This window comes from Pseudomonas sp. D1-36 (assembly GCF_051132205.1).
GTDB lineage: Bacteria > Pseudomonadota > Gammaproteobacteria > Pseudomonadales > Pseudomonadaceae > Aquipseudomonas.
Genome location: NZ_CP071674.1, coordinates 1133304 through 1158746 on the forward strand (window position 1 = coordinate 1133304; position 25443 = coordinate 1158746).

The window sequence follows — 25443 nt, forward strand, 5'->3', positions numbered from 1 at the left end:
TCTACATCGCGCAGACGACCCGATTGCGTCCGCTGGCCTTGGCCTGGTAAAGCGCCTTGTCGGCGGCGAACAGCAATTCTTCCAACTCGCTGTAAGGCCCCTGGACCCAGGTGGCGATGCCGATACTGACGGTCATGGGCATCTCGCCAGGCATCTGTTCCACGGCCTCGCGAATGTTCTGCGCCGTCGTGAATGCCCCGGCCGTCGTGGTTTCCGGCAGTACCACCGAGAATTCCTCGCCACCGTAACGCGCCGCCAGGTCGGCGGGGCGACGGACATGCTCGCCAATCAACTGAGCCAGGCTTCGCAACGCCTCGTCACCGCGTTGATGGCCGAGGCGATCGTTGAATGTCTTGAAGTGGTCCGCGTCGATCATCAGGACTGACAACGGCTGGCCGGAGCGTTGGGCGCGCAGCCATTCCAGTTGCAGCATGTGGTCCAGGGTTCGACGGTTGGCCAGGCCGGTCAGAGGATCGACAGACGCCAACTGGGCCAACTCCCATTCGGCGTTGCGGCGGCGTTTCAATTCCCGGCGCAGCAGCCAGGTGAGCCAGAGCAGGCTGATGCACAGCGCGCCAGTGGCGCCACTGACCAGAAGCGCCGTGCGTTGCCACGAGGCGAAGACTTCTTGGGAAGAGAGCGCGACCACCACGATCAGCGGCAAGTCACCCACCTGGGAAAAGGTATACAGACGCTGGGTCTGGTCAACGCTGGATAGGCCTGTGAAGCTGCCGTCGCCTTCGCGCAGGATGCGTACGAAGTTTGGCCGTTTGCTGAAATCCTTGCCGATCACGTCTTCGGCCAACTGCGGTTCTTGCGCCAGCAGGATACCGTCGCGGCTGACCAGGTTGACCGTCCCGCCGTGACCGATGTTCAGGCTCTTGAACAGTTGGTTGAAGTAATTCAAGCGCATCGCGGCTTCGGCCACGCCCATGAACTCGCCACGTTCGTCGTTCAAGCGATAACTGAAGCTGATCCGCCAGTCGTGGGGTTCGCTACGGGCGCGGAAGGGCCGGCTGATCATCATGCCCGGGCGTGGATCCTGGAGATGAGACTGGAAATACTCCCGGTCGGCGTAATTACCTTTGCGTGGCTGGATCGAGGCGGAATCGGCGATCACATCACCACGCTTGTCGAGCAGCAATATGTCGCCTTTATAAGGCGCGGCGGTGGCGCGGTCGAAGAGGGCGAGATGACGAATCGTGGGTGATACATCATTCAGGTCGTCGCGCTTTGCGGCAGCGACAAGACCTTGCAATGACAAGTCATAGAGTTCGACATTGCGCAGCACGTCGGCGTCGATCAGTTGCACGATGTTGCTCGCCGCACGGATCGCGGCCTGCTGGGCGCTGGCGTGTTCACGGATCAGCAGGAACGTCACGATACTCAGGATGGCAATCACAGCCAGCGAGCTGGCCAAGACGAGTACCCGTTCCGAACGTATAGGAAGTGGGATATTGGCGGGTGTTGCAGTGCTCGCGCTCATGATTCCGATCTGCATTGTCATATGGCTGGGATCCTTCCCATAGGCTGCTCATCCACAGCCGCGGATGACTGGCATCAAACAATGCTGGCCTTTTGCAAGATTGTGCTTGTGACACCGGAATTGAGCAATCCACATCGTGGCTTATTTCAAGCCGGCAAACGGATCCCGAAGGTGTTTGCGCCCCGCTCGCTGTGTACGAAAACGTCGCCGCCATGCATCAGCGCAATGGCCTTGACGATGGCCAGGCCCAATCCATGGTTGGCGCCGCTGTTGCTGCGGGAGGCGTCGACGCGATAGAAGCGCTCGAACAAGCGCGGCAAGTGCTCTCCATCGATGGGCGCGCCGGGGTTGGTGACGGCGAGGGTGATCTGATCGCCGATGGCTTCGATGCGCACGGCGATCACCTGGCCGGGCGCGGTGTGCTGGACGGCGTTGCTGAGCAGGTTGATCAAGGCCCTTCGCAGGTGGGCGATTTCGATGGTGGCCTGGGCGTCGCCACTGACGTGAACCTCGACCTGGGCGTCTTCCAGGATGAAGTCCAGGTAGTCGAGGGTGGTTGCCACTTCGTCGGCCAGGGAGGTCGTGATCAGCTTGGTGGCCTTGCTGCCCTGGTCAGCACTGGCCAGGAACAGCATGTCGTTGATGATGGAGCGCAAGCGTTCCAGCTCTTCGAGGTTCGATTGCAGCACTTCGAAGTAATGCTCCGCCGAGCGCCCCCGGGTCAGCGCCACTTGCGTCTGGCCGATCAGGTTGGTCAACGGCGAACGCAGTTCATGGGCAACGTCGGCGTTGAATGATTCCAGCCGGGAGTAAGCCTGCTCGACCCGGTCGAGAGTGGCGTTGAACGAGCTGACGAACTGGCCGAGCTCCGGTGGCAATGGAGACAATCGCAGCCGCCCGCAAAGGCGCGGTGGCGCCAGGCGTTGGGCTTCGTCCGATAACTTGATGAGCGGCTTGAGCCCGATGCGCGCCACCCAATAACCCAGCAACGAGGCCAGCAGCACACCGATACAGGCCAGGCTCACCAGGGCCACCAGCAGGTGGTGTTGGGTCTGGTAGAACGTCTCGGTATCGATGCCGATCATGAATCGCAGGGGAGGGCGCTGGTCCTTGGCGGGGAACTGGCTCACGAGGACTTTCATTGGATAGTGCCGGTCGGGCAACATCAGGTCATGCTTGCCCAAGGGGCCCTGGGCGACGGCGCGAATCCGAGGATCGGGGCTGCCATATTCAAAGCGCGGGTCGCCGCTGACGATCCAGAAATGGATGCGCTTGTCTTCCTCCCCCAGTAACCGCAGCTTGTTGTTGATCTTCACCCAATGCTCGGGCGTGCCATAACGACCCACGGTGGATTCAAGCACGCTGTAGCGGGCGTCGAGCTCCGCTTCCGGCAGCAGGCCCAGGCCTTTGTCGACCTGCTGGTACAGTGCACCGCCAATCAACAGGAACACCAGCGCCGCCACCAGCGTGAAGAGCCCGCTCAGGCGCAGCGCGATGCTGTTACTCACCTCGATTCTCCAGCACATACCCCATCCCACGGATGGTGTGCAGAAGCTTGTGCTCGAAAGGACCGTCCAGCTTGGCCCGCAGGCGCTTGATCGCAACTTCCACGACGTTGGCGTCGCTGTCGAAGTTGATGTCCCAGACCATCTCGGCAATGGCGGTCTTCGAAAGGATTTCGCCCTGGCGACGGGCGAGGACGCTGAGCAGCGAAAACTCCTTGGCGGTGAGGTCCAGGCGCTGCCCGGCCCGGGTAGCCTTGCGGCTGATCAGGTCGATCCACAAATCGGCGATGCTCACCTGCACCGGCTCGTGGGCGCTGCTGCGGCGGGTCAGCGCTTGCAGGCGCGCCACCAGTTCGAGGAAGGAAAACGGTTTGCCCAAGTAATCGTCGGCCCCGTCGCGCAGGCCCTTGATACGGTCCTCGACCCGTTCGCGGGCGGTGAGCATGATGACCGGTGTCTGCTTGCGGGCGCGCAACGCACGCAGCACGCCGAAACCGTCCAGGCCTGGCAGCATGACGTCGAGCACGATCACTGCGTAATCGCTTTCCAGGGCCAGGTGCAGCCCTTCGACGCCATCGCGCGCCACGTCCACGATGTAGCCTTGTTCGGTCAGGCCGCGGTGCAGGTAGTCGGCGGTTTTTTCTTCGTCTTCGATGATCAGAACGCGCATGGCCCGGCCTCAGTCTGTATTCGCCAGCGCCGCCGTCGGCGCAGGGCCGTTTCGAGGGGCGGGTCGATGTAACAGTCGTTCAAGCCACAAGTATATGACCGGTGTGGTGAACAACGTCAGCGCCTGGCTCACCAGCAAGCCACCGACCACGGCAATGCCCAACGGCTGGCGCAGCTCTGCGCCGGCGCCATAGCCGAGCATCAGCGGCAGCGCACCGAGCAGCGCGGCGAGGGTGGTCATGATGATGGGGCGGAACCGTGTCATACAGGCCTGGAAGATCGCATCCTGGGGCGTCATCCCGCCGTTTCGCTGGGCGTCGATGGCGAAGTCGATCATCAGGATCCCGTTCTTCTTGACGATCCCGATCAGCAGCACCAGCCCAATCAACGCCATGATCGAGAAATCCTGACCCAGCAGCCAAAGCATGATCAGCGCGCCAAGGCCGGCCGAGGGCAGCGTGGAGATAATGGTCAACGGATGCACGAAACTCTCGTAGAGCACGCCGAGGATGATATAGACGGCCACCAGGGCGGCGAGGATCAGCCATGGCTGGCTTTTCAGCGAACTCTGGAAGGCTTGGGCCGCACCCTGGAAATTGCCGGTGATGGCCGCAGGCATGCCGATTTCGTTCTTGGCCTGGTCGAGCAGCCGCACCGCATCACCCAATGCCACGCCTGGTGCCAGGTTGAACGACAGGTTGGCGGCCGGGAACATGCCATCGTGGGCAATCGACAACGGGCCGTTGGTGGGAGCGTCGAAGCGGGCGAGGGCGGAGAGCGGCACCATCTCCCCGGTCAGGGGCGAGCGCAGGTAGAAATACGCCAGGCTTTCGGCCTTGCCACGCTGTTGTGTGTCGAGTTCGAGAATCACGTTGTACTGGTTGGTCTCGGTCTGGAACTCGTTGATCTGCCGCTGGCCGAACGCGTCATACAGCGCCTGGTCGACATCCGTGGCGGTGAGGCCGAAGCGCGCCGCTGCACTGCGGTCGATGTTGATGTGGGTGATGCTGCCGCCCAGTTGCAGGTCATTGGAAATGTCGCGGAACGCCGGAATGCTGCGTAGCTTGTCGGTGAGTTTCTGCGTCCAGGCGTTGAGGGTCGGCCCGTCGTTGCTCTTGAGCACGTACTGATACTGGGCGCGACTGGGGCCGGAACTGAGGTTGATGTCCTGCCCGGCCCGCAGGTACAGCACCACGCCGGGAATCTTCAGCAACTTGGGTCGGATCCGATCGATGAAGCCGCTGGCTGATACATCGCGCTGGCCCCGAGGCTTCAGGGCGATCCAGAAACGGCCGTTGGCGATGGTCTGGTTGTTGCCCGAGACACCGACGGAGTGAGAGAAGGTCTGCACCGCCGGGTCGGCGGCAACGATCTCGGCCAGGGCCTTGTGCTTGGCCACCATGTCCGGGAATGAGATGTCGGCGGCGGCTTCGCTGGTGCCGAGCACCAGGCCCGTGTCCTGTACCGGAAAGAAGCCCTTGGGGATGAACACGTAGCCCACCACCGCCAGCGCCAGGGTCAGGCCGAACACACCGATCATCAGCTTCTGGTGAGCCAGGGCCCGGCGTAGGCCTCGTTCATACCAGCCCAGCAGGCGTTCGCCGAAGCCCGGTTGGGCGTGAGCGGGGTGCTTTGGCGCGCGCATGAACAAGGCGGCCAGGGTCGGCGCCAGGGTCAAGGACACCACCACCGAAATCAGGATGGTCGAGGTAGCCGTCAAGGCAAACTCTTTGAACAGGCGCCCGACCACGCCGCCCATGAACAAGAGCGGAATGAATGCCGCCACCAGCGAGAAGCTGATGGACACCACGGTGAAGCCGATTTCCCCGGCGCCCTTGATGGCCGCCTCGCGCATGCCCTCGCCGGCTTCCAGGTGCCGGTGGATGTTCTCCACCACCACGATGGCATCGTCCACCACGAATCCCACCGAGATGACAATCGCCACCAGGGTCAGGTTGTTCAGGCTGAAGCCCATCACGTACATCAGGGCGAAACTGGCGATCAACGACACCCCGAGCACCGCCGAGACGATCAGGGTCGCCGAGAGCTGGCGCAGGAACAGCGCCATCACCGCCACCACCAGCAGCACCGCGATCAGCAGGGTGATTTCCACTTCATGCAACGAGGCGCGGATGGTCTGGGTGCGATCGATCATGACCTTGACCTGCACTGCGGCGGGGAGCATGGCCTCCAGGGTGGGTAGCGCCGCCTGGATGCGGTCGACGGTCTCGACGATGTTCGCCCCCGGTTGGCGGAAGATGACCAGGTTGACCCCGGGCTGATCCTCGGACCAGGCCTGGACGTAGGCATTTTCCGAACCGTTGACGACTTTGGCGATGTCGTTGAGATGAACCGGCGCCCCGTCCCGGTAGGCCACGATCAGCTCACCGTATTCCTCGGGCTTGAACAACTGATCGTTCGTGGACAGCGTAGAGATGCTCGACTCGCCGTACAGCGCACCCTTGGCCAGGTTGAGGCTGGCCTGCTGGAGGGATAGGCGAACGTCGGCCAAGGTCAGGCCAATGGCCGCGAGTCGGTCGGCCGAGGCCTGGACCCGGATCGCCGGGCGCTGCTGGCCGGTGATGTAGATTTGCCCGACGCCATCGATCTGGCTGATCTGGCGGGCGAGCAGGGTCTCGACGTAGTCACTCAGTTCGGTGCCGGGCATCAGGTTGGAGCTGATGCTGTAAATCAGCACCGGGCTGTCCGCCGGGTTGACCTTGCGCCAGGTCGGCAGGTTCGGCATGTCGTTGGGCAGCTTGCCAGCGGCGGTGTTGATGGCGGCCTGGACTTCCTGGGCGGCGGTGTCGATGCTCTTGTCGAGACTGAATTGCAGGGTCAGGTTGGTCGAGCCCAACGCGCTGCTGGAGGTCATTTGGGTAATGCCGGGGATGGCGCTGAATTGCACCTCCAGCGGGGTCGCCACCGACGAAGCCATGGTCTCGGGGCTGGCACCGGGCAGTTGCGCATTGACCTGGATGGTCGGGAATTCCGCTTCGGGCAAGGGCGCGACAGGCAAGCGAGGAAAGGCGATGAGCCCCAGCAGCACCAGGGCGAACGTCAACAGCACCGTGGCGATGGGATGGTCGATGCACCACGCCGATACCGAACCACGCCCCTTCATGGTTGCGCCTGCCCGGTCTTCGCCACGGCGGGCGGGTCGCCGATCACCTGGACGCTGGCGCCTGGCTTGAGCCGTGACTGGCCGTCGCTCACCAGTTGGTCACCCGCGTTCACGCCGTTGATGATGTGCATGTCGCTGTCCTGGTAAACCATTTCAACCGGCACGCTCTCCACCTTGTCGCCGTTGACCCGGTAGACGAAAGGTTGCTCCAGCCCACGCTGGACGACGGTCGGCGGCACCACCAGCGCACCCTTGTCGACGGCGGTCTGGATTTTCAGCGTGACCAACTGCCCCGGCCACAACCGTTGTGCGGCGTTATTGAATTCGGCCTTGGCCCGCAGGGTTCCGGTGCTGGTATTGACCTGGTTGTCGATGAGGCTGAGTCGGCCTTCGCCGAGCAATTGCCCGGTGGCCCCGTCGGCGCCGATGTAGGCCTTGACCAGTGCCTGGTCCGGGGCAGCGATCAGTCGCTGCAGCGTCGGGAGCATCTGTTGCGGGAGGGAAAACTCCACGGCGATCGGGTCGATCTGGGTCACGGTGAACAACCCTTCGGTGTCGCTGGTGCGCAGGAAATTGCCTTCATCCACATTGCGAATGCCGACACGGCCAGTCACCGGCGAGCGGATTTGGGTGTAGGACAGTTGCACCTGCGCCGAGTCGATGGCCGCCTGGTTACCCTGGGCGGTGGCCTTGAGTTGGTTGACCAGCGCCTGTTGCTGGTCGTAGGTCTGCCTGGATACGCCATCATCGACACTCAGCACTTTGTAGCGCTTGAGGTTGACCTGGGCCACCGCCAGTTGTGCCTGGCTTTCACCGAGTTGGGCGCGGGCCTGGTCGAGGCTGGCGCGGATGGAACGGTCGTCGATGGTTGCCAGCAGATCGCCTTTCTTGACCAATTGTCCTTCCTTGACCAGCAGCTTGGTAAGGATGCCGTCGACCTGCGGACGGATCACCACGCTGTGCAGCGACAACACCGTGCCGATCCCACTGGCAAAGCGCGGCACGTCCTTTTCCACCACGCTCACGACCTTTACCGGTACGGCGCTGGCAGCACTAGGTTTGGTGGCGGCGGGTTTCATCGAGAACCACAGGACCAGTGCGCCCAAGGCGACCAACAGCGCGACGAGCAGGACGGTTTTTTTCTGAATGTGCATGGATGCGAAGAGCCGGTTCGGGACGGTGGGATTTCTATCTGTCTTATATAGCGTTGCGAGGCGGTCAGGAAGGTGACGGCTAGCTGTCAGGGCTGTCAGTTTCGTCCCGGTTTTCCGTCGGACGGAGCGCCGCTATGGAATCTGCTTCGTGGCACCGCGATTCCGGGCGGGTATACTGCTGCGTTTCGCGGCTCACCTAGCGAGCCCGGCATACCCGCCCGGAGCCTTACATGACTTCCCCGACACCATCGTCCGCGGACGAACGCTTGCAAGGCGAACCGTCTGCCCAGACGGACAGCGATGTTTCCAGCGCTGAAGAAAAACCGGCGATCCCGGCGTTCAAGTTTCCCTTCAAGCCCGGCGAACTGGCGGCCGCCAAGGGGGCCGGGCAACAGCCTTGGTACAAGAATGGCGCAAAGAACGGCCATACCAAGACCCCCGGCGCCGCGCCTCCCGGTACGCGTCGCTCGATGGGCAAACGCTGATATTGTCCCCCGGCGCCGGTCGCGGATTCAGTTAGCGACCCGTGGCCCCGTCAGGCTTCCACTCAATTCATAAGCCGTCAATTCGGCCTGGTGCGCCGCCAGAATCTCCGGCAACGATCCCCTCAGGTACTCGACCCACGTCTTGATCTTCGCATCCAGGTACTGGCGCGATGGGTAGATGGCGTAGAGGTTCAGTTCCTGGGAACGGTAGTTGGGCATGACCCGCACCAGCGTGCCGTTGCGCAGACCCTCGATGGCGGCGTACACCGGCAGCACACCCACGCCCATGCCGCTGGTGATGGCGGTTTTCATGGCATCGGCGGAATTCACCAGGAACGGTGAATTGTTGACGGTGACCATTTCCTGGCCTTCCGGGCCGTCGAACACCCATTTCTCCAGCGGAATGACCGGACTGACCAGGCGCAGGCAGGCATGGTTGAGCAGGTCGGCGGGTTTCTGCGGGCAGCCGCTGGCCTTCACGTAGGCGGGCGATGCGCAGACGATGCTGTAGGTGATTCCCAGGCGCTGGGAGACGAAGCCTGAATCGGGCAGTTCGCTGGCGAGCACGATCGAGACGTCGTAACCCTCGTCGAGGATGTCCGGCACGCGGTTGGCCAGGGTCAGGTCGAAGGTGACATCCGGATGGGTCTTGCGATACCGGGCGATGGCGTCGATCACGAAATGCTGGCCGATGCCGGTCATGGTGTGCACTTTCAATTGCCCGGCCGGACGCGCATGGGCGTCGCTGGCCTCCGCTTCCGCTTCTTCGACGTACGCCAGGATCTGCTCGCAACGCAGCAAGTAGCGCTTGCCGGCCTCGGTCAGGGCGATGCGTCGGGTGGTGCGATTGAGCAGGCGGGTTTGCAGATGGGCTTCCAGGTTGGAAACCGCACGCGAGACATTGGCCGTGGTGGTGTCGAGCTGCGCGGCGGCGGCGGTGAAGCTGCCGGCTTCGGCAACACAGCTGAACGCACGCATGTTTTGCAAGGTGTCCATGGAGGGCTCTCTTGGGAGGTGTCAAATTGTGACATGAAGTTACAGCGTGACGGGACCCGACTTATTGATTATCGCGTTTACGGTAACAAAGATTCACAGAAAGGTCGGCTTATCGCTATCGGGGGCGGTCCCTAGAATTGCTGCCAATGCAGAGCGATCTGGTGTCAAGGACCTGTGGGAGCGAGCTTGCTCGCGATGGCGTCTGTGCATTCACTTCAGTGTTGTATGCGAGGACCCCATCGCGAGCAAGCTCGCTCCCACAGGCCTTGCAGTCATCCGCAGACCGTCGTCAGCCCCTTCTTTTAGGAATATTGCGCCCGTGCCGCGTTGCATCAGCAGAGAGCTGAAGACTCTCAGTGTTTGGGTTTTGACGTTAACCATCAGTGGTTGCATCGGCACGGGAGCAATTGCGCCGCAAGGCAAGGTGTTGTCGCCCGACCAATTGGCGACCGACGAGGCGATTCGCGAGGCTGCCCACGACGCTCATTGGCCCAACCGCCAGTGGTGGAAAGCCTATGGCGACCCGCAACTCGATCGTTGGATCGATTTGGCCGTGCCAGACAACCCGAGCCTGGCCATGGCCGCCGCGCGGGTCCGCCAGGCCAGGGCCATGGCCGGAATCGCCGAGGCCGCCGAGTCACTGCAGATCAATGGCGAGTCCACACTCAAGCGCCACAACTGGCCCACCGACCAGTTCTACGGCCCTGGCGGGCTGGCCGATACCACTACTTGGGACAATAACGCCGCCCTGGGGTTGAGCTACGCCCTGGACTTGTGGGGTCGCGAGCGCAATGCCAGCGAGCGGGCCGTCGACCTGGCCCATGTCAGCGTCGCCGAGGCGCGCCAGGCGCAGTTGGAATTGCAGAACAACATCGTGCGCGCCTATATCCAGTTATCGCTGCACTATGCCCAGCGCGACATCGTCGCTGCGACCCTAGGTCAGCAAGAGCAGATCCTCGAACTCGCACAGAAACGCCTGGATGGTGGCATCGGCACGCACTTCGAAGTCAGCCAAGCCCAAGGGCCATTGCCCGAAACCCATCGTCAACTCGACGCCCTCGACGAAGCCATCGCCTTGAGCCGCAATCAACTGGCCGCGCTGGCGGGAAAGGGACCGGGAGACGGTGCTCGCTTGCACCGTCCGACCCTGGCCTTGGGTGCTGCCTTGAAGCTGCCGTCCACGTTGCCCGCCGAACTGCTCGGCCAACGCCCGGATGTGGTTGCCGGACGCTGGCAAGTGGCAGCCCAGGCACGGGGTATCGATGTGGCCCGGGCCGGCTTTTACCCCAACGTCGATCTGGTAGGCAGCCTGGGCTACATGGCCACCGGCGGCGGGGCGCTGGAGTTCCTGACCGGCAAGAAACTCACCTACAACGTCGGCCCGGCGATCTCGTTGCCAATCTTCGACGGCGGTCGCCTGCGTTCGCAATTGGGCGAGGCGACCGCCGGCTACGATATTGCCGTGGCGCACTACAACCAGACGTTGGTTAACGCACTCAAGAGCATTTCCGACCAGTTGATCCGCCGCGAGTCGATGGACAAACAACAGGCTTTCGCCGCCGAGTCCGTTGCCGCGGCACAGCGCACCTATGACATTGCGCTGGTCGCGTTCCAGCGTGGGCTCACCGATTACCTCAACGTGCTCAATGCCCAAAGCCTGTTGTTCAAGCGACAACAGGTGCAACAACGGGTGGAGGCGGCGCGCCTGAGTGCCCATGCCGATCTGGTCACCGCGTTGGGCGGCGGGCTGGAGGCTGGCAGTGACATGCCTGTTGCAAGCAATGGCCCATGGCGAGGGAGCTTGCTCCCGCTGGGCTGCGAAGCGGCCCCGGTTTCCGCCCATGGGTGTTGCACACCCAAGCGCGAGCAAGCTCCCTCGCCACGATGTTGAGTGCTCCCTCCGTGACGTATTTACTCATGCTGTATCGCCTCGAATGGCGCCGTGGTTTCTTCGACTGGGCCCGCAGCGACGGCGTGACCTGGGTCTACATCTTCAAGGTCTTGCTGGCCGCGGTCCTCACGTTGTGGCTGGCGATGCGCCTGGAGCTGCCGCAGCCGCGCACGGCGATGATCACGGTGTTCATCGTCATGCAACCGCAGAGCGGGCAGGTGTTCGCCAAAAGTTTCTATCGCTTGCTCGGCACGTTGGCCGGCTCGGCGGTGATGGTTGCGTTAATCGCCTTGTTCGCCCAGCACACCGAGCTGTTCCTCGGGTGCCTGGCGATCTGGGTGGGCATCTGTTCGGCGGGGGCGGCGCGTTATCGCAACTTTCGCGCCTATGGTTTCGTGCTGGCCGGCTACACCGCGGCGATGATCGGCCTGCCGGCCCTGGCCCATCCCGAGGGTGCCTTCATGGCGGCGGTCTGGCGGGTGTTGGAAATTTCCCTGGGGATCCTCTGTTCCACCGCGGTCAGCGCCGCGATCCTGCCGCAAACCGCCAGTGCCGCCATGCGCAACGCGCTTTACCAGCGCTTTGGTGTGTTCGCCCTGTTCGTCACCGACGGCTTGCGCGGGCGCAGCCAACCCGAGGCATTCGAGGCGCGTAACGTCGGTTTCATCGCCGAAGCGGTGGGCCTGGAGGGCCTGCGCAGCGTGACGGTGTTCGAAGACCCGCACATGCGCCGGCGCAACGGCCGGCTCAGTCGCTTGAACAGCGAATTCATGGGCATCACTACCCGATTCAACGCCTTGCACCAATTGCTCGAAAGATTGCGCACTGGCACGGCGGACTCGGTGGCGAGCGCCATCGAGCCTGGATTGCAAACCCTCGCCGAACTGCTCGACGGTTTCAGCGCACGGCCCTTGATTGATGCTGATGCGGCGCGCTTGGCGGCCGCGTTGGCAGACTACAAGGCCGACTTGCCGGCCCAGGTCCGTCGACTGCGCGCGCAGTTTTTGGAGACGGATCCCAGTGACGCGCAGCAGTTGGATTTTCATACCGCCTACGAGCTGTTATATCGGTTTGTCGAAGACCTGCACGGCTACGCCCAGACCCACGCATCCCTGGCCGACCACCGCCACGAACGCGAACGCTGGGACGAGCCCTTCGTGTCGCAGACCAACGGGTTGGCGGCAGCCGCTTCCGGTTTTCGCGCTGCGTTCATCCTCTTGGTGCTGGGCAGCTATTGGGTCGCCACCGCCTGGCCGAGCGGCGCGACCATGACGATGATTGCCGCTGCCACCGTCGGGCTGTCCGCCGCCACGCCGAACCCCAAGCGCATGGCGTTCCAGATGGCCTGCGGCACGTTGTTAGGGGCGCTGATCGGCTTCGTCGAAATGTTTTTCGTCTTTCCATTGATCGACGGTTTTCCCTTGCTCTGCGTGATGCTGACGCCGGTGATCGTCGTGGGCTCGTTCCTCAGTTCCCGCCCGCAATACGCCGGAGTCGGGCTGGGGTTGCTGATCTTTTTCTGCACCGGCTCGGTGCCGGACAACCTGACGGTCTACAACCCGTACACCTTCATCAACGATTACATTGCGATGATCCTCGGCATGCTCGTATGTGCCGCCGCCGGCGCGATTATCCTGCCGCCCAACAGCCGCTGGCTGTGGCGTCGGCTTGAACAGGACCTGCGCGAACAGGTGGTGTTCGCCATCAGCGGCAAGCTCAAGGGCTTGGCCTCGGGTTTCGAGAGCCGCAGCCGGGACTTGCTGCACCAAGCCTACGGACTGGCGGCGGGGCAACCCCGAGTGCAAAGGGATTTGCTGCGCTGGATGTTCGTAGTGCTGGAAATCGGCCACGCAATCATCGAGTTGCGCAAGGAGCAGGCGACGCTACCGGTGCATCCGGCCTACGCCGAGAGCCAGCCATGGCGCCAGGCGATTCGGGGGATGGGGCGTGCGCTGGTGCGGCTGTTCCGCCAGCCCGGCCAGAACAATCTGGAGCGCGCGCTGGTGGCGGTGGACCACGCCATCAGCCGCGTGCAGGCCACCGACGAACCTTTCGCCCCGCATTTCGACACCTCGGCCCTGCGCCGGGTGAAAAGCTACCTGCACTTCATACGTACCTCTTTGCTCGACCCGCAATCGCCATTGGCCGGCCATGCAATGCCGCTTTCCCAGGAACCTGAACATGCCCCGTGAAATCGCCTTCCACGGCGTCTACATGCCCACCATGACCTTGATGTTCTTTATCGCCGCCGGCCTGGCCTGGGCGTTGGATCGGTTCCTGTCGGGGTTGGACCTGTACCGTTTTTTCTGGCACCCGGCGCTGCTGCGCCTGAGTCTGTTTACTTGTCTGTTCGGCGCGCTGGCGCTGACGGTCTACCGTTGAGATCGATGCGATGAAAAAGTTTTTCAGCCTGCTGGCGACGTTGTTGATCGTGGCCCTGGCGCTGTGGATCGGCCGGACATTGTGGGTGCATTACATGAACACGCCCTGGACCCGCGACGGCCGGGTACGGGCCGACATCATCAATGTCGCTGCCGATGTCAGCGGGGAGGTGGTCGAGGTGCCGGTGCGCGACAATCAGTTGGTGAAAAAAGGCGACCTGTTGATGCGCATCGACCCCGAGCACTACCGCATCGCGGTGAAGCAGGCGCGCTCCCTGGTGGCGTCACGCAAGGCCACCTGGGAGATGCGCAAGGTCAATGCCCATCGGCGCGCCGATCTGGACAGCCTGGTGATCTCAAGGGAGAACCGTGACGACGCCAGCAACATCGCCGATTCAGCCCAGGCTGACTACCAGCACGCCCAGGCGCAGCTGGAGGCGGCCGAGCTGAACCTGGCCCGCACCGAGGTTCGGGCGGCGGTGGACGGATACGTCACCAACCTCAACGTGCACCGTGGCGACTACGCGCGCATCGGCGAGGCAAAAATGGCCGTGGTGGATATGAATTCGTTCTGGGTCTATGGCTTTTTCGAAGAGACCAAGCTGCCCAAGGTGCGGGTCGGGGATTCCGCGCAATTGCAGTTGATGAGTGGCGAGGTGCTCAAGGGCCACGTGGAAAGTATTTCCCGGGGGATCTACGACCGCGACAATCCCCAGAGCCGTGAATTGATCGCCGACGTGAACCCCACGTTCAACTGGGTACGCCTGGCCCAACGGGTGCCGGTGCGCATTCATCTGGACGAAGTGCCGGATGACGTGCTGCTGGCGGCGGGGATGACCTGCACCGTGGTGGTGGAGCCATACAGTCACCGCTAATTCCCTCGCCACAACGGCAAATAAGACCGGAACGATTACAGTAACCGACCCAAACCGAACCGCTTCATCAAGCCTTTCTCCAGTAACCCCTTGGGCAGCAGGCCGGCCATCAGCGGCAATGCACGACTGCCATTGCCCAGGCGCAGCAGGCGGGGTGGCTTGGGCTGTTGGATAGCCTTGAGCAGCGCGGCGGCGAATTCGCTGGCCGGGGTCGGGTTGTCCTGGGATGCCTTGGCGCGGGCACGAATGCCGTCGCGCAGCGGCCACCAGGGCGATTGCTCACTGATCAACTGTTCGGCCTCGTGCCCGGCGTTCTTGGCGAAGCTGGATGCGATGGCGCCGGGCTGGACTTCCATCACGCGGATGCCGAACGGCGCCAGTTCCATGCGCAACGCATCGCTCAGGGCGTGTACCGCTGCCTTGGAGGCGCAGTAGGCGCCGGCGAATGGAGTGACCAGCACACCGGACACGCTGCCGATATTGACCACCAACCCATTGGCCTGGCGCAGCACGGGGAACAATGCGCGGGTCACGCCGACGATGGCGAACACGTTGGTTTCGAACTGGCGCTGCATGGCCGGCACGCCGCCGTCCAGCAGCGGGCCCATGGCGCCATAGCCGGCATTGTTCACCAGCACGTCGAGGCCGCCGTGTTGCTGGTTGATCCGCTCGCTCAACTGCTCCAATGCCTGGCCGTCGTTGACGTCCAGTTGCACCGCTGTGAAGCCGGCAGCGCTTAGCTGCGCCACGTCTTCGGTCTTGCGCGCGCTGGCCCAGACCTGGTAACCGCCGGCCTTGAACGCGTCGGCGAGGGCGCGGCCGATGCCGCTGGAACATCCGGTGATCAACGCAACGGGCATGGCGCTTTCCTTGGGTAACGTTGTGATGGAATCAGTTGGAAAAACTACCCTGCAACCGCTCGGCGCGAAACTCCAAGGTTTGCGGGCGATAGCCGGGGCGCAACGGCGGCAACGGCAGGCAGTCTTGCCAGTCGGCGCCTGGTTGCAGTTCGCCAGGGCCGCGATAGCGGGGTGAGCTGTAGACGTTTTCGGCCAGGTTGATGGTGTCGCCGGGCGCATAGGCCGCTATACGCCAGTGCAGCTCGGTCAACGGCACGTCGTTGCCATTTTTCAGGCTCAACGACAGCGGACGATCAGCAGGGCAGCGCTCAGGCGCATAGGCAATGCGCACATCCAGGCGATCCAGTTGCCGGGTTTCGCGGTTTTCCTGCCAAAGCACCCACGCCGCGACCAGCCCCAGCCCGACGAACGCCGCCAGGGAAACCGGCAAGGCCTTGGCCGGGTAGCGTAATAGCAGGATGAGCCAGGTGATGACCAGCGCGACGCCGATAAGCATGTTGAAGCCTCCGTTCCTATCGCCACATCCTACCGAAGGGCGCGGGCGATGGATATTCATCTGCCCTGCACCGTCCGTCGTCACTGTCATACATGACAGTAGGCAGCCTTGCGCGACCGTTGGTTAGATGTGCCGGGTTACCTGGCACTTTACGGAGCTGCTGCTGATGGGCATGGATTATCGAACGCCGACGTTAATCGCTGTCGACTCGCGAAGCTTGCCGGTTCGTTCGGTGGGCTATTGCCGCAACGTTGAGCATGGCCCTGCGCAGCGGCGGATCAACCGCAGCCGGTTCGATATGGCCGGGCGCGCGGTGAAACAGTGGGATCCCCGCTTGTGGGTTTTGCAACGAACGGATGAGACGGCGCCGGCCAATCTCTCGGCGATCTATTCGCTGTCCGGCGCCACGCTGCATACGGACAGCGTCGACGCGGGCATTCAGACGGGTCTGCCCGGTCTCGCTGGCGAAGGCTTGCTGGGTTGGGATGGACGAGGCACGCAGCGTGAGGTCTCACATGACAACCTGTTGCGTCCCGTGGCCGTGTTCGAGCACGGCAGCGGGCAGCCACGCCGGTGTACCGAACGCCTGACGTATGGCTATCCGGGCCAGGGCGACCAAGACCACAACCAGTACGGGCAATTGATCCGCCACGACGACACGGCGGGCACCTTGTCACTGGCATCCTTTGCCTTGACCGGGCAAAACCTCATGCAGGATCGCCGCTTCATCCTCGATGCGGATTTGCCCGACTGGCCGGAAGCCGAGGGCGATCGCGAGCACCTGCTGGAGCCGGGAGACGGCGCCGTTTCGACGTGGCGCGTTGGGCCGTTGGGTGATGTGCTGGAGCGGGTCGACGCCAGGGGCAATCGACACCGACAAGGCCTTACGCTCGATGGCCGGCTGTCCGGCAGCCAATTGCTGCTGGAGGGGCAAGACGATTGGCAGGCGTTGGTGAGCGACATTCGCTACGACGCCCAAGGACAAATCGAGCAGGAAACAGCCGGCAACGGCGTGCAGACCTCACTCACGTATGACCCAGAGGACGGACGCTTGTCGGAACGCCAAGCCAAGCGTGCCGACCAGGTGCTGCAACACTTGCGCTACGACTACGACCCAGTGGGCAATGTGCTGGGCATCGAAGACCAAATCCTGCCGATCCGCTACTTCGCCAACCAACGCATCGATCCGATCAGTCGCTTTGTCTACGACAGCCTCTATCAACTGATCGAAGCTACGGGGTGGGAGGCGGGAACGGCCAATCAGGGCCCCGATTCGCTGAGACGCAACGACCCGGCGGCGGTCAGCAACTACCGACAGACCTACCGCTACGACGAGGCCGGCAACCTGTTGGAGCTGACTCACGTCGGCGCCCAAAGCCATGGCCGGGAAATCAAAGCGGCTCGCTACAGCAATCGCTGCCTGCCTTACCGCAACGGCGTGCCGCCCACCGAGGACGAAATCGCCGCCGCGTTCGATGCACGGGGCAATTGCCTGGAGCTGGACGCCGCTCGGTTCCTGGCCTGGGATCTGCGCAACCAGTTGAGGTCGGTCACCCCCATCGAGCGCGACTCGGGGCTCAACGACAGCGAAGCGTATGTCTACGACGGCGGCGGACAACGGGCGCGCAAACTTCGCACCTTGCAGACCGGCACCCGCACGCTGGCTGCCGAGGTGCGATATCTGCCGGGGCTGGAACTGCGTGTCGACAGTGGAACGGGCGAGGCATTGCAAGTGATCGTCGCCCAGGGCGGGCTCAGCGAGGTTCGGGTCCTGCATTGGGAAAGTACGCCGCCGACCGGGGAGAACGACGCTTACCGGTTCAGCGTGGCCGATCATCTGGGCTCGGTCGGCCTGGAGGTCGCCCTTGATGGGCGGATTATCAGCCGTGAGCATTTTTATCCTTTTGGTGAAACGGCTTATCTGGCGGGAGAAGATGCGATCGAGGTGGGGTACAAGACGGTTCGTTATTCGGGCAAGGAGCGGGATGCGACGGGGCTTTATTATTATGGTTTTCGTTATTACCTCCCTGGGTTGCAGCGGTGGATGAATCCCGATCCGGCGGGGACGGTGGATGGCTTGAACCTGTTTGTGATGGTGGGTAACAATCCGCTGACATTTGTGGATACGGATGGGCACATAAAGGAAGAGGCGGCGAGTGATAAAGGAGGCACAACACCGTTTATACCCAGTGCTCCCCCGTTTATGCCGCTATCAGTTATTCCCCAACCGCCTTCTGCGCCGGGGCCTCCTCCGCCACCGCCTTTAGCGCCGGGCCCTCCGCCCCCACCTGCGGCAGGCGCGTCATCCGCTTTATCAGTGGCTCGTCCACCGGAGCAGGGCGAAATATTTTCGCCCATTAACTTAGCGCCTCCTGAGGTGCGGGATTATGAGCCCACAGCTTCGTGGAACGTAGAAAATTATGTGGATCTTGCTGAGCTTTCCAGGAAGATAAGCGATAGGTTCAAGCTGCCAAGACAGGTAATTGCCTTAGAGCAAGTTTCACAGCATAGACTTAATACATTGATGAGTGCGGATAGGCGAATGAGTCCAGACGGAGAGTTTAATGAGTTTGGAGCTCCCGCATGGACGGCACCCGACGGGCGGATTTATATGGTGGCGGCCGCACCGGATTATTCGAATAACGGTCAGATTGATGCGGATAAAATCATATCGACCATCATTCACGAAAGTCTGCATTTTTCCTCCTTTGAACATGTAGGTCTTCAGGCGGTAACTGATATGACTGTGGCGCACGGTAATTATGATGAATACGTAACGGACTATTTCGCCAATGAGATTTTTACTGAAATGTTTCCCGGTAGAGTCTACAAGACCGGCTACTTTACAAGTGGGAATAATGGATACCTGCATTGGGGCGGTAACATGGCTAAATATATGATTGACTCTGGCCATCTAACGCGTGCCGACTTGGAAAATGGGTACTTTCGAACAGGGAAGCTGAAAAAATTGTCAGCTTCATCAATGTCAAAATGGCAAGACTTTGCCAAGCAGAATCGAAGACCTCTGAGAATGTGACCAGGCAAAAAAAGCCCCCACCCAACCCACTGCGGATAGGGGACGCAGTGGGCTGGATGAGGGCTTCTTGTCTGGCTGATCGTTGCTGATCTTATTGGGCGATAGTCTTCACCGACACGCCGCGCTCCAGTGGGGTGGAACGACCGTAGATATCTTCGAAGCGCTCGATGTCGTCTTCGCCCAGGTAGCTACCAGACTGCACTTCAATGATTTCCAGCGGGATCTTGCCCGGGTTGCGCAGGCGGTGAACCGACGCGATCGGGATGTAGGTCGACTGGTTTTCGGTCAGCAGGAACACGTTCTCGTCGCAGGTCACTTCAGCGGTGCCGCTGACCACGATCCAGTGTTCGGCGCGATGGTGGTGCATCTGCAGCGACAGGCACGCGCCCGGCTTGACCGAGATGTGCTTGACCTGGAAGCGACCGCCCATGTCCACCGAGTCATAGGAACCCCACGGACGATAGACCTCGCAGTGGTTCTGGGTTTCGGTGCGGCCCTGGGCATTGAGGGTGTTGACCAGCTGCTTGACGCCTTGGACCTTGTCCTTGTGGGCGATCATCATGGCGTCCTTGGTCTCGACCACGACGATGTTGTCCAGCCCGATCACCGACACCAGCTTGCCGTTGCCGTGGATCATGCAGTTGCGGCTGTCCTGGACCACGACGTCGCCCTTGGTGACGTTGCCGTTGGTGTCTTTGGCATTGACTTCCCACAGCGATGCCCAGCAACCGACGTCGCTCCAGCCCGCCGACAGTGGCACTACGCAGGCGCGCTGGGTTTTTTCCATTACCGCGTAGTCGATGGAGTTGTCCGGGCAGCAGGCGAAGGTGGCGTCGTCGAAGGTGATGGTGTCGGCGGTCTGCTCGCTGCGCTCAAGGGTCAGCAGGCAGGTGTCGTAGATGTCCGGATCGTGTTTTTTCAGCTCTTCGAGGAAGCGACTGGCGCGGAACAGGAACATGCCGCTGTTCCAGAAGTAACCGCCGGCTTGGACGAACTCGGTAGCGCGCTTGACGTCGGGTTTTTCGACGAAGTGGGACACGCGGCTCACGCCTTCAGGCAGCAAGGCGTCGTTGGTCGACTTGATGTAGCCGTAGCCGGTTTCCGGCTTGGTGGCCGGGACGCCGAACAGCACCATTTCGCCACGCTCGGCCGCCACGGTGGCCAGGGCCAATGCGCGTTGCAGGGCTTTCTGATCCTCGATGACGTGGTCCGCCGGCAGTACCAGCATCAGTTCGTCGCGGCCTTCGTTGACCAGCATCATCGCGGTCAGGGCCACGGCCGGCGCGGTGTTGCGACCGAACGGTTCCATCAGGATGCGCTGGGCTTCCAGATTCTGGGCGGACAGCTGCTCGTTGACGATGAAACGGTGCTCTTTGTTGCAGACCACGATCGGCGTGTCCATGCCTTCGAACACCAGGCGCTCGAGGGTCTGTTGGAACAGGGTGTGTTCGCCGGTCAGGGCCAGGAACTGTTTAGGGAATTGCTTGCGCGAAAGCGGCCAAAGACGTGAGCCACTACCACCTGACAAGATCACCGGAATCATGTTTGTTACTCCTTTGAAGCAAAAATGGTTTTAGAGCTACTGCGTTCTGTCGTTTCACTCTCTTGTTTTTGTTCCGTATCCGAATGACACCTGTGTCCTGTGGGAGCGAGCTTGCTCGTTCCCACAGGTGAAGCGTCAGTCAGAAAAACTCATCAGCGGGTGGACACCGGGCGCTTGACCCAGACCGGCGACAGGCTGCTGCCAGAACCAGTCACGTACAGTACGGCCGCTTCGCCGCGCTCAAGGGCTACTGGCTTCACATCGCCGACTTTCTTGTCGCCTTCGTACAGAGCCAGGGACACTTTCACCGGGTTGATTTCACGTTCGCCACGGCCCTTGGCCGCTACCTCCTTAACCACGTCGGTCTTGCCGTCGGCGGTCTTGAGGGTCAGCTTCTTGTCGCTGAGGTTCTGTACGCGGACCAGGGATTTCTGCTTGTTCTTGAACGGTGGTTCTTCGATCAGTTGTGGCTGGCCGCTGGCGTTGTTGACCAGGGTGTAATAGTGATCGGAGGCCAGTTTAACCGGTACGGTCTGGCTGCCTACCTTGGCGCTGTAGTCGCCGCCAGGCATGAAGCTGAAGTCACTGCTGGCCAAGGGGGCGACGTCGCTGATGTTAGTGCTGCCGACGGTGGCGCTGACTTCGGCGTTGCTGGCGTTGTAGACCCGCACGAAGCTCGAGCCTTTCGGCGCGACAGGGCCATACAGGGCCGAGTCACCGGCGAAGGCTGAGAAGGAAAGGGCGCTCATGCTGGCGACCAGGGCAACGGCCTTGAAGGAGCGAGCAGCGAGACGACGAGGAGTAGTGTTGAAAGTCATGATGGACCTCTCTTTCAGTTTTGCGCCCGGTCGGGCGTCTCGGATTGTGTGTTAGCAGCTACGTTCTGTTGGCGGGTGCCGGCTTGCTTGAGTTCGGCGACCCATTGCGGATCGGCGTCGCCGATCTCGTTGTTCACGGGCAGATAACGTTCAGGAAACTCCCAGATCAGCACCTGTGGCGGGCTGTTCTTGAAGGCGTCGCTCTTGAGGTAGCTGAGCATCGGCAGAATCGGGCCATGGCCGTCTTCGGCGTAGTTGACGACGTCGCTGTGCAGCGCTTGCTTGAGAGCACCGACGAAGTTCCAGTTGGGGTTGGCGCTGTAGCTGGTGCCGATCAGGGCCACGGGCACCTGGGCATCGGCGAACAACGCGTCATCGCTGGCCGGCTGGTCGTCGGCTTCGCGGGTGTTGCGCTTGACTAGCGGCTCCTGGGCCGGCATCAGGTTTTCGAACAGGGGATCGAGCGGCAGGAACTGACGCAGGTCGCCCTTGTGGATGATCTTCTCCGCAGGCTCGGTGACAAAACGCTGTGGTTCGCCATTCAGTGGTGTGCGTTCGGCAATGGCTTTGGCCAGATGTTCCGCGGCAATTTGCGCGCCTTCCGGCGTCCAGTGAGTGTCGGTGCGCAGGAACACCTGCTGGCCGCTCTGCTTGGCCTGTTGCAGCGGGCCGAGCAGATCAGGAGCGAGGATCTTGTCCGTCGCCACGCGGGCGTGGAAGTCCTGGTACAGGTTGGCGTGGATGCTCGACGGCTTCACTTCACCCAGGTGCTCGGGATACAGCCGCGCCTTGGCGGGCACGATCGCCATGACCAGGGTGATGCCTTGTTCCTTGAGCTTCTGGCGCACGCCTTCGATCAGCGCGTAGTTGCCTTGCAGGTTCTGCTCTTCGTTGACGATCGGGTTGAACTCTTCGTCGCTGAACAGCCACTGGTCGCGGCCCAGGACCACGCCCTTGCGGCCTTCGTTGAACAGTTTGTAGTCCAGCGCGGCCCAGATGTTGGTGCCCAGGCGCTTGATCGGGAATTCATCGTCGTAATGCGTTTCCACGGCCTTGGCCCAGCGACCGTTGAGCACGGTCGCATCGGGGTTGGTGCTGAAGCCTAGGAAGCTGCGCATCGACCAGATACCCAGCGCCGTCAGGATCAACATAAACAGCGCGACGTAGAAGATGCGTAATGAGCGGGTCATGTCCGGATCCCTCAGAACTGGAAGTAAAGGAACGGCGAGAAGCTTTGCGCCGACAGTTTGAGAATCGAGGCGATGAACAACAGCAGTACCAGGGCGCGCATCACATAGCGTGACCAGTCCACGGTCCAGTAGGCCGGTTGCACCTGGGCTTCGACGCCCACGGTGTAGCCGGGTTCATGGATGGTCGACGGGTTGTCGCCGGGTACGGCTTTGATCAGCCCCGGTTGCGCGGTGGCCGGACCATTGGCTTCGGCGCTCACCTCAGGCTTGGCCTTGACCGGCGGACGGTTGGTGTAGAAGTCCCGCAGGCCGAAGAAGGCGAGGGTGATGTAGGCCACCGCCAGCGTGGCGATCTGCAAACCGGTGAGGTTGGCGCGGGTCAGTTCCGACAGCGACCAGTCGTTGAAGCTGAACATCGCGCCGTACATGCGGCCGGCGACGTGCAGGTTCTCGGCGCGGAAGATCACCCAGCCCATCACCACCAGCAGGAACGTCAGTGCCCAGCGGATCGGGTTGATGCTGCGCGGGTTGGTGTCGATGCCCACGGCTTTTTCGATCGCCAGCCAGATCCCGTGCCACGCGCCCCAGATCACGTAGGTGATGTTCGCGCCGTGCCACAGACCACCGAGCAGCATGGTCAGGAACAGGTTGCGATAGGTCATCAGCGTGCCTTTGCGGTTCCCGCCCAGGGTGATGTAGAGGTAATCGCGCAGCCAGGTCGACAGGCTGATGTGCCAGCGACGCCAGAACTCGGTAATCGATTGGCTGATGTAGGGCTGCTTGAAGTTTTCCATGAAGCGGAAACCCATCATCAGGCCCAGGCCGATGGCCATGTCACTGTAGCCGGAGAAGTCGAAGTACAGCTGCGCCGTGTACGCCAGGGCGCCAAGCCAGGCATCGCCCGTGGTCGGGTTCTGCAGAGCGAAGCAGTGGTCCGCCACCACCGCCAGGGTATCGGCGATGAAGACTTTCTTGATGAAGCCCTGCATGAAGCGCGTGCAGCCTTCGGAGAATTTGTCCAGCGTATGGGTGCGGTTGTTGAACTGATCGGCCAGGTCACGGAAACGCAGCACGGGGCCTGCGATCAAGTGCGGGAAGATCGCCACGAATGCCGCGAAGTCGATCAGGTTGCGCGTGGCCGGCGTATCACCGCGATACACGTCGATGATGTAGCTGATGGACTCGAAAATGTAGAACGAGATGCCGATCGGCAGCAGCACGTGGGTCAGGATGAACGGGTTGAGCCCGAAGCTGGTGATGATCGCGTTGAGGCTGTCCACGCCGAAGTTGGCGTACTTGAAGTAGCCCAGGATGGCCAAGTCCACGCCCACGCCGAGCAGCAGCCAGCGCTGGGCCGGCTTGGTGCGCACGCCGGCGGCACCGACTTTCAGGCCGATCCAGTAGTTCCACAGGGTGACACCGGCGAAAAGGGCCAGGAAGTCCACGCGCCACCAGGCATAGAACACATAGCTGGCGATGAGCAGCAGCAGGTTGCGATAGCGTTGCCCGCTCAGGTAGTACAAGCCGAGAAAGATCGGCAGGAACAGGAACAGGAACACATTGGATGAAAATACCATCCCGATCTCTCCTTGTTGAATCAACAGTCAAGGGCCAGAGCCCCCCCAAACCCCCCCATGAAAACCGGGGGGTTATTGCATTTGAAACAGACCACTTTCCCTTGTGGGAGCGAGCTTGCTCGCGATAGCAGTGGTTCAGCTTGCATCGCAGTCGCATGTGCCGCCGTCATCGCGAGCAAGCTCGCTCCCACAGGGTTCCCTTTCAGGCAGGGAGACCAGTGTCAGCTTCCTTTCTCGCCTTTCTCCCGCGAAGGGTCATACACCCGGGTCAAGTCCCCGCCGAGGCGGAAGGTCTTGAACGGTTGCATTTCGTGCTTGCGTTCCAGCACGTCCTCGGAGCAGGTGTAGAGGCTGCAGAACGGTTCGAGCCAGGCGAATTTCGAATCGATCTTCAGATCCTTCATGTCCTGTTCTTCGCCGTTTTTCTCTTCGAAGATGTCCGGGTCTTTCACCCCGGCGAGCACTCGTTCACCCAGTCGCTTGAGGGCACCGTTGTTTTCCTGGCGCAGGTCCACGCCGTTGACCTGGGCGAAGCTGGCGATCATCGCCAGCGGTGGCAGGGCGTAGTTGTGGTAGGACAGGGCGCGTTGCTTGCGCTTGAGTTCGTTGGGCAGATAGCCCTCGGCATCAACCTGGTTGGCGCCGACCTTGTATTCCTTGACGGCCCAGTCGAACAGGTCGCGACGGTTGGTCGCCACGGACGTGGCCATGACCGACCAGGCGGCCCAGTACGAATGGTTGTTGATTTTCTCCAGCGGCAGGTTGTCCCAATCGCTGACCACCTGGTCGGCCATCTTGCTGAACCAGGCTTCGATCAGTTGCGCCTGTTCTTGATGGTTCGCCAGCGGGCGCGACTCGGAGAACTTCAGGCGCACATAGGCCGAAGCCATGCTGCCCAAGGCCCATTTGCGCATGGACTTGCCGGTGTGGTTGAAGTCCTTGGACATCAGCGCATCGGCCTTGGCCCAGGCGGTCAGCCAGTTCAGCGTGCATTCAAGCTGCTCGGGACGACCGTCGCGCATGAACTGCATGACTTGTTTGCTCACGCCGCGCTCGATCCTGGTGATGTCGGCGGTGCTGTCGCGGAAGGCTTTTTCCGATTGCAGGTTCAGCGTTGCGCGAGCTTTGTCGGAGCCCTCGTATTTGCTGCGAAACTGCAGCGAGCCCGTGTATGGCGTCGGCACTGCCTCGCAGCCCTTGCCGCCGTCGCCTTCCTTGACCTTTTCAATCGGTGCGAAGTAGCCCTGTGGCGGGCGCAGTGGCGCCGCGGCCTGCGTGGCCCCGGCGAACATCGCCAAGGTCAGCAGGGACGGAGCCAACAGCGTTTTCAACGTTCGGGTGCGCATGGTTCTGGTC

General features: G+C 61.9%; 19 protein-coding genes. 6 read left to right on the plus strand and 13 right to left on the minus strand.

The window, feature by feature from the left end; all coding sequences use genetic code 11:
• Window position 1 precedes the first annotated feature (1 nt).
• The 5 genes from J3P76_RS05085 to J3P76_RS05105 all read right to left on the minus strand — a co-directional run bounded on the left by J3P76_RS05085 (window position 2) and on the right by J3P76_RS05105 (window position 7938).
• On the minus strand, window positions 2–1486 hold the full coding sequence (locus J3P76_RS05085; protein ID WP_434611652.1) for a GGDEF domain-containing protein: 1485 nt from the start codon (window positions 1484–1486) through the stop codon (window positions 2–4).
• Window positions 1487–1632: 146 nt separating this feature from the next.
• The gene (locus J3P76_RS05090; RefSeq protein ID WP_420765411.1) at window positions 1633–3012 is read right to left on the minus strand and encodes a heavy metal sensor histidine kinase; all 1380 of its coding nucleotides are present in this window, start codon (window positions 3010–3012) and stop codon (window positions 1633–1635) included.
• Window positions 2987–3661, minus strand: coding sequence for a heavy metal response regulator transcription factor (locus J3P76_RS05095; RefSeq protein WP_420765410.1), 675 nt, complete (start codon window positions 3659–3661; stop codon window positions 2987–2989). Before J3P76_RS05095 ends, J3P76_RS05090 begins: the two co-directional genes overlap by 26 nt.
• Window positions 3662–3670: 9 nt before the next feature.
• Entirely contained in the window at window positions 3671–6784 is a 3114-nt protein-coding gene (locus tag J3P76_RS05100; RefSeq protein ID WP_434701614.1) for a multidrug efflux RND transporter permease subunit, read from the minus strand.
• On the minus strand, window positions 6781–7938 hold the full coding sequence (locus J3P76_RS05105; RefSeq protein WP_434560503.1) for an efflux RND transporter periplasmic adaptor subunit: 1158 nt from the start codon (window positions 7936–7938) through the stop codon (window positions 6781–6783). Before J3P76_RS05105 ends, J3P76_RS05100 begins: the two co-directional genes overlap by 4 nt.
• A gap of 230 nt (window positions 7939–8168) precedes the next feature.
• Here J3P76_RS05105 and J3P76_RS05110 point away from each other — a divergent pair, with 230 nt between their 5' ends.
• Window positions 8169–8423 carry a hypothetical protein gene (locus J3P76_RS05110; protein ID WP_420765407.1) on the plus strand — a complete coding sequence of 85 codons (255 nt, stop codon included), beginning with the start codon at window positions 8169–8171 and terminating at the stop codon, window positions 8421–8423.
• 27 nt (window positions 8424–8450) lie between these two features.
• Here the strand turns inward: J3P76_RS05110 and J3P76_RS05115 are convergent, their stop codons facing one another.
• A complete protein-coding gene (locus J3P76_RS05115; RefSeq protein ID WP_420765406.1) occupies window positions 8451–9419 on the minus strand; it encodes a LysR family transcriptional regulator in 969 nt (322 codons plus the stop codon).
• 319 nt (window positions 9420–9738) lie between these two features.
• Between J3P76_RS05115 and J3P76_RS05120 the strand changes: the two genes are divergently transcribed.
• The 4 genes from J3P76_RS05120 to J3P76_RS05135 are packed head-to-tail and all read left to right on the plus strand — an operon-like array spanning window position 9739 to window position 14566.
• Window positions 9739–11310 carry an efflux transporter outer membrane subunit gene (locus tag J3P76_RS05120; protein WP_434701615.1) on the plus strand — a complete coding sequence of 524 codons (1572 nt, stop codon included), beginning with the start codon at window positions 9739–9741 and terminating at the stop codon, window positions 11308–11310.
• Window positions 11304–13502 (plus strand): FUSC family protein, encoded by a 2199-nt coding sequence (locus tag J3P76_RS05125; RefSeq protein WP_434701617.1) that lies wholly within the window; start codon window positions 11304–11306, stop codon window positions 13500–13502. Before J3P76_RS05120 ends, J3P76_RS05125 begins: the two co-directional genes overlap by 7 nt.
• Window positions 13492–13692: a DUF1656 domain-containing protein gene (locus J3P76_RS05130; RefSeq protein WP_003205331.1), complete on the plus strand. Its 201-nt coding sequence runs from the start codon at window positions 13492–13494 to the stop codon at window positions 13690–13692. The genes J3P76_RS05125 and J3P76_RS05130 overlap by 11 nt, the downstream gene beginning before the upstream one ends.
• A 10-nt stretch (window positions 13693–13702) precedes the next feature.
• A complete protein-coding gene (locus J3P76_RS05135; RefSeq protein ID WP_434560497.1) occupies window positions 13703–14566 on the plus strand; it encodes an efflux RND transporter periplasmic adaptor subunit in 864 nt (287 codons plus the stop codon).
• Between the two features lie 35 nt (window positions 14567–14601).
• On the opposite strand, the gene J3P76_RS05140 is transcribed toward J3P76_RS05135, so the two are convergent.
• Window positions 14602–15426, minus strand: a complete 825-nt coding sequence (locus J3P76_RS05140; RefSeq protein WP_434607626.1) for an SDR family oxidoreductase — start codon at window positions 15424–15426, stop codon at window positions 14602–14604.
• 31 nt (window positions 15427–15457) lie between these two features.
• Entirely contained in the window at window positions 15458–15922 is a 465-nt protein-coding gene (locus J3P76_RS05145; protein ID WP_434560493.1) for a multidrug transporter, read from the minus strand.
• Between the two features lie 166 nt (window positions 15923–16088).
• Here J3P76_RS05145 and J3P76_RS05150 point away from each other — a divergent pair, with 166 nt between their 5' ends.
• Window positions 16089–18959, plus strand: a complete 2871-nt coding sequence (locus J3P76_RS05150; RefSeq protein ID WP_434701619.1) for an RHS repeat domain-containing protein — start codon at window positions 16089–16091, stop codon at window positions 18957–18959.
• Between the two features lie 91 nt (window positions 18960–19050).
• Here J3P76_RS05150 and J3P76_RS05155 read toward each other — a convergent pair whose 3' ends face one another.
• From J3P76_RS05155 to J3P76_RS05175, 5 genes are all read right to left on the minus strand, one after another.
• Window positions 19051–20502 (minus strand): mannose-1-phosphate guanylyltransferase/mannose-6-phosphate isomerase, encoded by a 1452-nt coding sequence (locus J3P76_RS05155; RefSeq protein ID WP_420765398.1) that lies wholly within the window; start codon window positions 20500–20502, stop codon window positions 19051–19053.
• Between the two features lie 152 nt (window positions 20503–20654).
• The gene (locus J3P76_RS05160; protein ID WP_420765397.1) at window positions 20655–21320 is read right to left on the minus strand and encodes an alginate O-acetyltransferase AlgF; all 666 of its coding nucleotides are present in this window, start codon (window positions 21318–21320) and stop codon (window positions 20655–20657) included.
• Between the two features lie 14 nt (window positions 21321–21334).
• Window positions 21335–22510 carry an alginate O-acetyltransferase gene (locus J3P76_RS05165; protein ID WP_434560489.1) on the minus strand — a complete coding sequence of 392 codons (1176 nt, stop codon included), beginning with the start codon at window positions 22508–22510 and terminating at the stop codon, window positions 21335–21337.
• A gap of 11 nt (window positions 22511–22521) precedes the next feature.
• Complete coding sequence (locus tag J3P76_RS05170; protein WP_420765395.1) at window positions 22522–24087, minus strand: MBOAT family O-acyltransferase; 1566 nt, start codon at window positions 24085–24087, stop codon at window positions 22522–22524.
• Between the two features lie 221 nt (window positions 24088–24308).
• Window positions 24309–25433, minus strand: a complete 1125-nt coding sequence (locus J3P76_RS05175; protein ID WP_420765417.1) for a mannuronate-specific alginate lyase — start codon at window positions 25431–25433, stop codon at window positions 24309–24311.
• Between the last annotated feature and the right edge of the window lie 10 nt (window positions 25434–25443).